10 protein-coding genes are annotated in these 11,676 nt (G+C 73.5%); 2 read left to right on the top strand and 8 right to left on the bottom strand.

Annotation, left to right across the window (positions count from 1 at the left end; genetic code table 11):
* Nucleotides 1-528, top strand: a 528-nt coding sequence (locus ABT048_RS24935) for a hypothetical protein (RefSeq protein ID WP_350523703.1), incomplete at its 5' end; no start/stop codon positions are given.
* A gap of 104 nt (nucleotides 529-632) precedes the next feature.
* On the opposite strand, the gene ABT048_RS24930 is transcribed toward ABT048_RS24935, so the two are convergent.
* Nucleotides 633-821 carry a hypothetical protein gene (locus ABT048_RS24930; protein WP_350523702.1) on the bottom strand — a complete coding sequence of 63 codons (189 nt, stop codon included), beginning with the start codon at nucleotides 819-821 and terminating at the stop codon, nucleotides 633-635.
* A 213-nt stretch (nucleotides 822-1,034) separates the two neighbouring features.
* Between ABT048_RS24930 and ABT048_RS24925 the strand changes: the two genes are divergently transcribed.
* Nucleotides 1,035-1,901, top strand: coding sequence for an HAD family hydrolase (locus tag ABT048_RS24925; protein ID WP_502894077.1), 867 nt, complete (start codon nucleotides 1,035-1,037; stop codon nucleotides 1,899-1,901).
* 5 nt (nucleotides 1,902-1,906) lie between these two features.
* Here ABT048_RS24925 and ABT048_RS24920 read toward each other — a convergent pair whose 3' ends face one another.
* The 7 genes from ABT048_RS24920 to ABT048_RS24890 all read right to left on the bottom strand — a co-directional run bounded on the left by ABT048_RS24920 (nucleotide 1,907) and on the right by ABT048_RS24890 (nucleotide 11,618).
* A complete protein-coding gene (locus ABT048_RS24920) occupies nucleotides 1,907-2,812 on the bottom strand; it encodes a phosphate ABC transporter ATP-binding protein (RefSeq protein ID WP_350523700.1) in 906 nt (301 codons plus the stop codon).
* A 23-nt stretch (nucleotides 2,813-2,835) separates the two neighbouring features.
* Nucleotides 2,836-3,750: a sortase gene (locus ABT048_RS24915; RefSeq protein WP_350523699.1), complete on the bottom strand. Its 915-nt coding sequence runs from the start codon at nucleotides 3,748-3,750 to the stop codon at nucleotides 2,836-2,838.
* Entirely contained in the window at nucleotides 3,747-5,591 is a 1,845-nt protein-coding gene (locus ABT048_RS24910; protein ID WP_350523698.1) for a substrate-binding domain-containing protein, read from the bottom strand. The genes ABT048_RS24915 and ABT048_RS24910 overlap by 4 nt, the downstream gene beginning before the upstream one ends.
* Before the next feature lie 38 nt (nucleotides 5,592-5,629).
* Nucleotides 5,630-6,877 carry a phosphate ABC transporter permease PstA gene (gene pstA, locus ABT048_RS24905; protein ID WP_350523697.1) on the bottom strand — a complete coding sequence of 416 codons (1,248 nt, stop codon included), beginning with the start codon at nucleotides 6,875-6,877 and terminating at the stop codon, nucleotides 5,630-5,632.
* Nucleotides 6,878-6,941: 64 nt separating this feature from the next.
* On the bottom strand, nucleotides 6,942-7,973 hold the full coding sequence (pstC, locus tag ABT048_RS24900; protein WP_350523696.1) for a phosphate ABC transporter permease subunit PstC: 1,032 nt from the start codon (nucleotides 7,971-7,973) through the stop codon (nucleotides 6,942-6,944).
* Between the two features lie 133 nt (nucleotides 7,974-8,106).
* Nucleotides 8,107-10,788, bottom strand: a complete 2,682-nt coding sequence (locus tag ABT048_RS24895; protein WP_350523695.1) for a hypothetical protein — start codon at nucleotides 10,786-10,788, stop codon at nucleotides 8,107-8,109.
* Nucleotides 10,789-11,021: 233 nt separating this feature from the next.
* Entirely contained in the window at nucleotides 11,022-11,618 is a 597-nt protein-coding gene (locus ABT048_RS24890; protein WP_350523694.1) for a hypothetical protein, read from the bottom strand.
* Nucleotides 11,619-11,676: the final 58 nt, after the last annotated feature.

Genomic DNA, 11,676 nt, shown 5'->3' with positions numbered 1-11,676 from the left:
CGCGTCATCGAGGCCATCAAGGACGGCGAGCTGCACGAGATCTACAGCGCCTCCGACGGCTGGCACGACGGCGTGATCCCGGGCCTGTCCGGCATCACCGCCATGAGCTTCAGCTACAGCCCCTCGGGCGCCCGCGTCATCGAGGCCATCAAGGACGGCGAGCTGCACGAGATCTACAGCGCCTCCGACGGCTGGCACGACGGCGTGATCCCGGGCCTGTCCGGCATCGCCGCGCTGAGCTTCAACTACAACTCCGCCGGTGTCCGCGTGATCTCGGCCGTCAAGAACAACCAGCTGCACGAGGTGTACAGCGCCTCCGACGGCTGGCACGACGGCGTGATCCCCGGTGTCGGCGGCAACATCACCGCCCTGTCGGGCAAGATCACCCCGGTCACCAACGACCGCGTGATCGAGACCATCGAGGACGGCAAGCTGTTCGAGGTGCACAGCGCCGACGGCAACTGGTTCCACGGTCCGCTGCCGGTCGACAACTCGGGCGTGACCGCCCTGTCGCTGGCGCTCCACTAGTAGGACGCCCTCGGGAACCCGTGAAAGGGGCCTCCCGGCAGTTCGCACCGCGAGCTGCCGGGAGGCCCCCGGCGTTTCCGGGCAGCGCGGGGCCGCCGGAGCCGCTACGGGTGCGGGCGGGTGCGCTGGGCCGGGAGGGCCGGAGCCTCGGTGCGGCGGGCGATTTCCGCGAGGGTGTGGAAGAGGACGTCACCGAGCAGGACCGGGTCGCGCGAGGTGTCGCTCGGGTCCGGGCCGGCGGAGTCGGGGCGGACGGTCGGGGGCGGCTGGTCACGGAGCTGGCGAGTGGGCATGGCTCTTCCTGCCGACGGGGTGGCCGTGGGCAGTCCTGCCCGCCGTACCGGGCCCGGACACCCGGGGCGGGGGCGGACGGCCGGAAACGGCGTACGAAGGGCCGGATCGGGCCGCGCACGGACTCCGCCCCGGCAGGTGACCGCGCCGATGGCCCCGCCGATGGCCGTACCGATGGCCGTACCGATGACCGGGCCGGTGACCGCGCCGCGCCGATGGGCGAAGATGGACCGGTGACCGAACCCCGTACCGCTCCCCGCCTCGTCGCCACCGATCTGGACGGCACCCTGCTCTGCTCCGGCGGCACCGTCACCGACCGCACGGCCGCGGCGCTGGCGGCGGCCGAGGCGGCCGGGGTGCAGGTGGTGTTCGTGACCGGGCGGCCGCCGCGCTGGATGCAGCAGGTGAGCCCGCACATCGGCGGTCACGGGGTGGCGATCTGCTCGAACGGCGGCGCGGTGGTGGACGTGCGGCGCGGCGAGCTGCTGGAGTCCTTCCCGCTGCCGACGGAGACCACGCTGGCGGTGGTCGAGGTGCTGCGGGCCAAGCTGCCCGGCACCGCGTTCGCGTTCGAGTACCCGGGCGGCTGGGCCCGCGAGGACGGGTACGCGGTGCCGATGTGGGGCGACGAACTGGAGCACGCGGTCGGCTCGGCGGAGGAGCTGCTGGGCGCCGGCGGGCCGGTCCGGGGCCTGTTCAAGCTGCTGGCCAAGCACCCGGAGCTGGACCCGGACACCTTCCTCGCCGAGGCCCGCTCGGCGGCCGGGCACCTGGCCGAGATCACCCGCTCGGCGCCGATCGCGCTGCTGGAGATCAGCGCGCCCGGCGTCACCAAGGCCAGCACGCTGGCCCGCTGGTGCGCCGGGCACGGGATCGACCGCAGCGAGGTGGTGGCCTTCGGCGACATGCCGAACGACCTGGAGATGCTGGCCTGGGCCGGCACCGCGTACGCCGTCGCCAACGCGCACCCGCAGGTGCTGGCGGCGGTGCCGCTGCACACGGTGAGCAACGAGCAGGACGGCGTCGCGGCGGTGCTGGAGGGGCTGCTCGGCCTCGACCGGCCGAGCAGCCCCCGCTGCTGATCCGCTTACCCGAAGCGCCCGTTGACGTAGTCCGAGGTCCGCTGGTCGCGCGGGCTGCCGAAGATCTGCTCGGTCGGCCCGGCCTCGACGATCCGGCCCGGGGTGTCGTGGGTGGCCAGGAAGAACGCGCAGGTCTGCGAGACCCGCTGGGCCTGCTGCATGTTGTGGGTGACGATCACGATGGTGAGCCGCCCCTGGAGCTCGGCGATGGTCTCCTCGACCCGGCGGGTGGAGGTCGGGTCCAGCGCGGAGCACGGCTCGTCCATCAGCAGGATGTCCGGCGAGACGGCCAACGACCGTGCGATGCACAGGCGTTGCTGCTGTCCGCCGGAGAGCGCGCCGCCCGGGGTGTGCAGCCGGGTGGCCACCTCGTCCCAGAGGCCGGCGCGCCGCAGGCTGGTCTCCACCAGGTGCCGGCGCTCCTCCTTGGACACCTTGATCCCGGCCAGCTTGAGTCCGCTGGAGACGTTGTCCTGGATGGACATCGCCGGGAAGGGGTTGGGCCGCTGGAACACCATGCCGATCCGGCGCCGCACCTCGGCGGGCCGGCGTCCGGGCCGGTAGACGTCGTCCCCGTCGAGCAGCACCTCGCCGGAGAGGGCGGCGCCGCGCACCATCTCGTGCATCCGGTTGAGGATCCGCAGGTAGGTGGACTTGCCGCAGCCGGACGGGCCGATCAGCGCGGTGACCCCGCCGGCCGGCATCGCCAGCGAGACCCGCTCCAGCACCTTGCGGCTGCCGAACCAGGCGGACACGTCGCGGGTCTCCAGCCCGGCCAGCGGTTCGCCGCCGGGGTGCCGCGGGTCGGCGTACGGGGCGGCGGGGACCGGGGGGAGGGTGAGGGTGTCGGCCACCGGGTCGGTCGCGGGGGCGTCGGCCAGTGGCACGTCGGTCAGTGGTGCGTCGGTCATCGGTACGGTCCTCCGGGCGCGCGTCAGTAGAGGTTGGGCAGCAGGGCGGCGGCGTTCTCGTAGACCGCCCAGAGCAGCGCGCCGACCACCGGCGCGAGGCTCAGGTACGCGGCCGAGCGCCGCCAGTACCGGGCCAGCACCAGCGCGCCGAACACCGCGCCGAGCAAGCCGAGCGACCACAGCTGCAGCGTGGCCAGCGCGCCCTTGTCCGCGGCCAGCGCCTTGTCGTACGGGACGGTCGCGGGCCGGCCGCCGGGGTTCTGCGCGGGGGTGCCCTCCAGCCGGGCGCCGATCAGCACGGTGGAGCCGGGGATCCAGTCGGAGTCGCCGGTGACCAGGACCAGGCGGTCGCGGGCCGGGTCGCCGATCGGGTGGTCGCCGTCGCCGTACGTGGTGACGGTGTAGGTGAACCTGCCCTGCCCGGTGGTGGCTTCGATCTTGTCGCCGACCCGCAGCCCGGACAGCTCGGCGAACGGCGCGCCGAAGGTGGCGCCCCGGCCGAAGACCACCGAGACGCCGCTCTGGCCGGGCAGCGCGGTGTCCCGACGGTGGCCGGGGCCGCGCATCAGGTCCCGGCCGGTGGTGCCCTCGACCACGACCGCCTGGTGCAGGCCGATCGCCGGGATGTCCAGCAGCGCCACCGGGTCGCCGTCGGCGGCCGAGCCGGTCGGGGCGACGGCCCGGGCCAGCTGGTCGCGGAAGGTCTTGTACGCGGTGGACTGGTAGTGCTTCTCCTGGAGGTGCGAGAGCGTGAACAGGTAGCCGACGAAGCCCAGCACCAGGGCGGCCGCCAGGCAGGCCGCCCAGGCGCCCTGGAGGAACCGCCGCCGTGCGGGCGGCGCGGCGGGCCGGTCGGGGGCGGCCCCGCCGGCGGCCGGCCGCGGCGCACCGGCCGGGGCCGGCTGCGTGGCGGGCTTCTCCAGCACCGGCGCGGTCACGAGGTGCCGTCCGAGCCGTTGCGGCGGCGCAGCAGACGGCGGCCGAGCAGCGGCGGGACGAGGACCACGGCGAGCAGTTCCACCGCGGTGAGGGTGGACAGCGTCCAGTCCTCGGGCTTGCCGCTGACCTCGACCACGTCGGCCGCCACCTGGCTCGCACCGCCGCGGCCGCGGGCGACGACCTGGCCGGTCTGCGGGTCGATCACGTCGCCGGTGCCGTCGTCGGCGCCGGGTGCGTTCGGGTCGCCGGCGGCCGCACCGCCGGGCGCGTTCGGGTCGCCGCCCGCCGCGCCGCCGGCACCGCCGGCGCCACCGCCCGTACCGGCGCCGCCCGCACCGCCCGTCCCGCTGCCGTCGGCGCCGCCGCCCCCGGACCCGCCGGTGCCACCGGTGCCGCCGGTACCGCCCGCGCCACCGGCCGCGCCACCGGAACCGCCCGAGCCGCCGGTGCCGGAGCCGCCGGCGGACCCGGTCGACACCGCCTTGCCGCCCTGCACCACGCAGTTGAGCGGCGCGCCCTGCTTGTCGCACTCGCTCGGCATCGGGGCGTTCTTGAGGACGGTCAGCTCACCGGCGGAGTTGAAGGTCGGGTTGGCGCAGTTGGCGAGGGTGTCCGGGTTCACCGGGCTGGCGTTGCCCGGGATGGACTTGGTCTGCAGCAGACCGCCGCGGACCAGGCCGCGCGGGATCGGCGAGTACCCGAGGTCGTCGGCCTTGCCCTGGCCCTCGCACAGCACGTAGGAGAGGAAGCGGCTGAGCGCGGAGCCCTTGTCGTTGTTGAAGCGCGGCGGCGGGGGCAGCGCCGCCCCGGCGCGCGGCACGATCAGGTAGCTGTAGCTGGAGATCGGGTAGGCGCGCGGGTCGTTCATGGTGTAGACGCCGTCGAGGTTCTGCTGCAGGTAGTTCGGGTCGTTCGGCGGGGTGCTGTCGTCCACGCCGCGGATCCTGGCGGCGGTGAGCGCGACGGCGACGTTGGAGGCGGTCGGCAGCGCGTAGTAGCCCGCCGAGTTGAGCACCTTGACGACCGGCCAGTTGCTGCGCTTGGCGAAGGCGTACTCGTCGTAGCCGATGGTGCCCTGGTTGCCCGGGGACTTGATGTAGCCGGCCACCACGTCGGAGCCGTTCTGGGCGGTCATCCGGCCGGACTTCGGGAAGAACTCGGTGTAGTCGCCGCAGCTCACGCCGTTGACGGCGGTGCAGTAGGCGTCCCACTGGTCCTTGTGGGTGTGCTCCATCCAGCGGGTGAACTGCGCGGTGGCGCCGGAGCCGTCGGAGCGGATCACCGGGGTGATCGGCAGGTTGGGCAGGGCCTTGCCGTAGTCGGCGGTGATCTTCGGGTCGTTCCAGTTGGTGATCTTGTTGGTGAAGACGTCCACGATGGTCTGCGGGGAGAGCCGCAGGTCGGTGACCCGCTTGCCGCCGACGACCAGGTTGTACATGAAGGTGGTGCCGCCCGCGGTGATCGGGACGTAGGAGAAGCCGTAGGTCGGGTTCTCCTTGCCGCCGCCGCCGGCGGCCTGACCGCCCTGGCCGAGGCCGGTGTCCTGCCCGGAACGGAAGGGCACGTCGGAGGCGGTGAAGTCGTCCTGCCCGATCGCCCACTGGGTGCGGCCGGCCGCCGAGCCGACCGGGTTGAAGTTGATCTGGATGCCCTGCGGCGACACGTCCTGGCGCCACTGGTCGATGGCGGGGCCGGCCCAGCTGGAACCGTCCGCGCTCAGCGAGACGGAGGCCGCGTGGGCCGGGGTCTGCCCGAGCAGCAGGGAGGCCGTGGCGAGCGACAGGGACATCGCCCCCGCGAGCAGTCGGGCCATGGAGCGCCTTGCGGCCTCCCGGAACATGTGAACTCCTCTGGGAAGGACGGTGGTTGGACGGGACATCACGGCTGCCCCTGCGGCCGGAGGGGGTACGGGCCGGCGGCCGCACCGGCGGCGGCCGCCTCCAGGCGGCGGGCCTCCCGGTCGATCCGGCGCCGCTGGGCCCGGGTCAGCTGCCCGGGCCGGCGGCCGCCGATCACGCGCGCGGTGACGAAGAGGACGAGCACCACGCCCATCAGGGTCAGGCCGGCCGCGAAGCCGCGCGCGATCATCCCGTCGTACGGCTGCTTGACGTAGTTCCAGATGTACAGCGGCAGCGAGACCTGGTGCCCGTCGAACGGGTTGCCGTTGAACTGCGAGGTGAAGCCGGAGGTGAGCAGCACCGGCGAGGTCTCGCCGACGCCGCGCGCCATGCCGAGCACCACCGCGGTCACCAGACCGGGCCGGGCGGTCGGCAGCACCACGTTCCACACCGTGCGCCACTGGCTGCCGCCGAGCGCGTACGAGGCCTCGCGCAGGGTGCCGGGCACCAGGCGGATGACCACCTCGGCGGCCCGGGTGACGATCGGCATCATCATCACGGTGAGCGCGAGCGAGGCCGCGAAGCCGCTCTTCTCGAAGCCGAAGGTGATGATCACGACGCCGAGGATGAACAGGCCGGCCACGATGGACGGCAGCGCCGTCATCGCCTCGACCAGGGTGCGCACCGGCCGGGCCGCCCGGCCGCCGACCTCGGACATGAAGACGGCCGCCGCGATGCCCAGCGGGACGGCGAACAGCGTGGCCAGGCCGAGCTGTTCGAGGGAGCCGACGATGGCGTTGAGCGCGCCGCCCGAGGTCAGCTGGTCGAGCGGGCCGGTGTGCTCCATGGACTCGGTGAAGAAGTTGAGGTGCTGGGCGGCCTCCCGGCCCCGGCCGGCGACGTAGCCGATCTGGTCGGCGATCAGCGCGACCACCAGCAGCCCGGAGCTCCAGGCGACCACGGCGACCAGCCGGTCCCGCACCATCATCGGGTTCCACTGGAGCCGGCCGAGGACGGAGTAGCCGGCCAGGAAGAACAGGTACCAGCAGATCAGGAAGCCGAAGGCGCCGCTGAACGGCAGCACCCGCTCGTACAGCACCCAGTCCAGCGCGAGCGAGCCGGCCGCCGCGCCCGCCACGGTGAGGACGTCGTCGCGGGTGACGCCGCCGATCCGGAGCTTCTTCTCGGGGCGCGGGGCGTCGGTCGCGCCGGTCGCGTCGGGCTCCGCGGACGCGGCGGCCCCGGCGGGCCCGGGCGGCGCGACCGGCGGCAGGTCGAGCGTGGTCATCGGAGGGTCCCTTCACGGTTCGGGCGGCGGCCTGCCCGGCAGGCGTGCCGGCGGTTCGTCATGGTCAGTCCGCCGTCGCGGCGCCGGAGCGCGAACGGTTGATGACGATCCCGGCCAGCACGTTGACCAGCAGGGTGAGCGCGAACAGCACCAGACCGGCGGCCATCAGCGCGGAGAGCGACAGCGAGTCCGACTCGCCGAAGCGCAGCGCGATCAGCGCGGAGATCGAGTTGGCGCCGTTCTCCAGGATGTGCGTGATGGCCTCGAAGTTCGGCGAGATGATCAGCGCGACGGCGATGGTCTCGCCCATCGCCCGCCCGAAGCCCAGCATCACGGCGCCGATCACGCCGCCCTTGCCGAACGGCAGGACGACCCTGCGGACCATCCCCCAGCGGGTGGAGCCCAGCGCGTACGCGCCCTCCCGCTCGCCCTGCGGGGCCTGGGAGAAGACCTCCCGGCTGAGCGAGGTGATGATCGGGATGATCATCAGGGAGACCACCACGCCGGCGATGAACGTCGAGGAGGTGTACGAGGTGTTGATGTCGCCGATCCGCACCTTGAGGAAGGGGATGGTGTCGCCTAGGTGGTTGGCCATCCAGCGGACGAAGCCGATGATCCGCGGCTGCAGGAAGAACAGGCCCCACAGGCCGTAGACGATGCTGGGGATGGCCGCCATCAGGTCGATGAGCGAGACCAGCGCGGCGCGCAGTCGCACCGGGGCGTACTCGGAGATGAAGATCGCGGTGCCGATCGCCACCGGGACGGCGATGACCAGCGCGATCACCGCGATCAGCAGGCCGTTGGGCAGGACGGCGGCGATGCCGAAGTTGTGCGCGGCGGTCTGCCACTTCTGCTCGGTCAGGAAGGACCAGCCGACCGTGCGCAGCGCGTCGGTGCCGCGCAGGATCAGGAAGAAGGCGATCAGTCCCATGATCGCGAAGACCGAGAAGCCGGCCAGCCGCAGCACGCCGCGGAACACCCGGTCGCCCGGGGTCGCGGGGGCGGTGATGGCGCGCGGCACGTCCTGGTCGGGCCCGTGGTCGGGTTGGCGTGGCACCCCGGCGTACGGTGCCGCGGGCTCGGCGGCGGATGTCATGGTGTGCTCTCCGTGCTCGGGAACGGGCGTGCTCGGTGAGGGTCCGGGGCGCTGCCGCGGCGGGCGGGAGGCGCTCCGTGGGCGGGAAGCGCTCGGCGGGGCCGTGACGGCGGCCCCGCCGAGCGCGGGTTCCCTACCTGCGGCGCAGCCGCGACCACTGGGCGCGGGCGCCGGCCAGCACCTTCGCGCCGGCCGGGGTGCCGCCGAGGAACAGCGCGGCCGGTCCGCCGACCAGCAGCACCAGGCCGGCGATCAGCGCGACGGGCAGCAGCAGCCGGGCGGTGCCGGGCCGGTCGGGCACCGGGGTGCCGACCGGGGCCGCGGCGAGCGGGCTCCCGGACGGGGCGGCGGAGGGGGCCGCGGTGGCGCCGGGCTTGGCGGCGGCCGCCTGGGGGCCGGGTGCCGCGGCGCCGGCCGCGACCGCCCCGGTGGAGCCGGTCGAGCTGCCGGAACCGCCGGAACCGGTGCCGGACAGGCCGTCGGAGGAGCCGGCGCCGCTGCCGCCGGAGTTGCCGTCCGCGGTGGTGGCGGCGTTGCCCGCGCTGCTCACCGGGCTCGTCCCGCCCTCGGTGCCGCCGGTGGTGCCGCCCGTCGTACCGCCGGTCGTGCCGCCGTTGCCGCTCTGCGGAGTGCCCGGGTCGGTGCCCGGGGTGGTCGGCGCGGTCTGGTTGCCGGGCAGTTTGCCGTCCTGCGCCTCCACGTGCTGCACGGCGTCCTGGGCCTGCTGCCGCTGGGCGCCGGTCAGGGCGAGGTAGCCCGGGGCGAGCCGGCCCGGCGAGATGCCGTAGGTCTGCCCGTCGGTGGTCACCGTCCTGAGGAAGCGCGCGATCGCGGCGGCCTTCGGGGCGGCGGCCCCGCCGGTCGGCACCATCGCGTACTGCACGTAGCTCAGCGGGTACGCCCGCTGGTCGCGCGAGAACGCGGTGTCGGGCGTGCCGTAGGGCAGCTGCTGCACCCCGGTGGTCGCGTCGGTGGGCATGTCGGCGACGGCGGCCTGGAAGCCGGCCGTGCCGGGCGCCACGTAGGAGCCCGCCGGGTTGAGCAGCGCGGCCTCGGGCAGCGAGAACGCCTTGGCCTGGGCGGTGTCCATGACGGCGAGCATCGCGCGCTGGCCGACGGCCTGCGCGGCGCAGGGCTTGTGGCCGTTGGTGACGGGGTCGATGTTCGGGTCCTGGCAGTTCGGCTGGCTCTGCATCAGGTTGCGGGCGACCCGCCCGAGGCCGTCCAGGGACGGGTTCCACTCGTACTGCTTCCAGTGCCGGAGGTCCGCGGTGGTGCTGTCCTTGTCGAGCCCGGTGAAGTCCTGGGTCTGGAAGGCCTCCGCGGGGTAGCCGGCGAACTTGGGCTTCAGGTAGAAGCTGTCGACGCGCATGCCCCACGGGTCCGGCTCGCCGTCGAGGAAGCGGGCCGCGTCGGGGTCGGCGGCCACCCACGAGGTCAGCAGGTAGGTGAAGTCGGTGGTGCCGCCCGGGACGCCGGGGTAGATCGTCAGGACCGCGCCGCAACTGGTCGGCCAGTGGATCCCGTTGGCCGCGTTCTCCGGGTTCAGCTGCTTGAACTCGGGGTCGGTGAACAGGCAGATCGGGTTGCCGGCCACGGAGGGGATCGACGCGCCCGGCGACGCGTAGGACTGGGTCAGCAGCTTGGCCAGCAGCCGGGCGTTCAGCTTCATGTCCCGGATCTGCCGGCCGGTCGTGGGATCGTCGATCAGGTACGCCACCGAGATGCCGGTCGTGGCGAGCGGCGCGTAGACGTACGGGCGCGGGGGCGGCGACGGGTCCGCACGCGCGGTCAGCGCCACGTCCGTGGTGCTGCTGCCGGCCAGGAACGCGGCGCGGGCCTGCGGCTCGCCGCCGGCCGGGACGTAGCCCACGGTCATCGGCGAGTCGCCGAGGCACAGGCCGGCCCGCCACTGCTGCATGGCCCGGTTGGCCATCTCCAGCCCGGCGGCGCCGAAGGCCTGGTCGCTCGCGGCGCAGGAGTCCGGCGTGGGGGCGAAGCCGAGCGGGACCACCGTCCGGTGCTTCCAGGCGCACTGCTCGCTGGTCCGGTTGCCGGTCTTCCAGTTCTGGAAGGCGGGACCGGGCTTCATGATCCCGTCGGCGGCGGTGTAGCCGTCCGGATCGTCGTCCAGGTCGTGGAACTCGCAGTCGGCCCCGCCGTCCTGGACCTGGAAGAGGTCCAGCGGGTCACCGCCGTAGTTGGGCTCGACCACCAGCGAGCAGGGGTGGGTCGAGTCGCAGCCGAGCGTGGCGCTCTCCTTGGCGCTCCACACCTCGATCGAGGCGGTGCCCGAGCCGTCCGGGCCGGTCGCGGCGATCACCTGGTTGGAGGGCCACTCCGGCGTCTCCATGCGGGTGGGGCGGGGCGGCTGTTCGAAGCCCTTCGACCCGTCGCCGCCGTAGAGCGTGCTGCCGTAGCAGTCCGTCACCGCCGGGTCGGTCCCGCGGCACTGGTAGATCCGGACCGCGTAGAGGATGCTGTTCGACTCCTTCACCGCCACCGGGACGGGAGTCTTGGCGTACAGCGAGACGGTCGGGGTGAAGCCGGTCCAGGAGACCTGGAGGACCTGGTTGGTGAGGTTCGCCGTCTGGGAGACGGTCACGCTGCCCTCGGGACCGTACTGCTTGGTGGCCGGGATCCAGACCTTCGGACCCTTCACCGTCACGGCCGAATCGGCGTGCGCCGGCGGCGCCGCGCCCAGCCCGATCGGGACGACGGCGAGTGCCGCCACCACGGCCTTGACGAGCGCCAGGGCCGGTAGTCGGCGACGCCACCGCCCGCTGCCTCTCGGGTCGGGTACGCGGTTTCTCATGGCGGGGCCTCCGGGAGGTGCGGGGCCGCCGAGGGAGGCGGCACGCGGGCGTCGAGCGCGCTGGGGACGGACGGTTCCGTGCGTACTATTCGGCCAGCCGGACATGGCGGGATCCGGTCGGCCAGGTGTACGAGACCACAACGCGGCGACTCCGTACCGGAGTTGGGAAATCCGCAAGCGGCGGGCCCGCGCCGAGGCACGGACCCGCCGGTCTGCGGTCAGGTGCGGCGCGGTCAGTGCGCCGGGGTGTAGGACAGCGCGAGCGAGCCGATCTGCTGGCCGGCGGTGAAGAAGGTGGTGCCGAGCTTGGTGTCGAGGAACTTCGCGCCCTCGGCGTCCACCTGGAAGCTGGAGGAGCTCAGGCTCTGGGTGAGGCCGTTGCGGTTGATCACGTTGTCGCCGGCCGGGTCCAGCAGCGGCACGGGCGCCGTCGAGCCGTTCGGCACGGCGGTGAAGTAGCCGTTGGCGACGGAGAAGTCGAACTGCTTGAAGGTCACGCTCTTTCCGGTGGCGAGGTTCAGGAAGAGCAGCCCGCCGCCGAACTGCACGTCGCCGTAGAAACCGGGGATGTTCGCCTCGCCACCGCTCACCGGGAGCGTCACGGTGAGGCCGGCGTTCGGGTCGAACGTCGGGTTGGCGGGCTGGAGCGGAATGACCACGATGCCCTTGAGCGCGGCGCTCGTCAGGAAGTTCACGTCGGTGGTGATCACGGCCTGGCCCGCGGCCGGCGTGGCCGGGGTGGTGTCGGCGACAGCCGCACCGCTCACGGCGGTCAGAGCGAGGACGACGGCGGCACCGGTCGAGGCCAGGCGCGCGCTGATGCGGGACATGCCGAACTCCTTGGGAGAGGGAGGGGAGAGGTGGTTTCCGGCCGTGCGGTCGGGCCGG

Source organism: Kitasatospora sp. NPDC096140 (assembly GCF_040303045.1).
GTDB lineage: Bacteria > Actinomycetota > Actinomycetes > Streptomycetales > Streptomycetaceae > Kitasatospora.
Note: the sequence above shows the minus strand (reverse complement) of the source record. Positions and strands in the feature narration are given on the sequence as shown.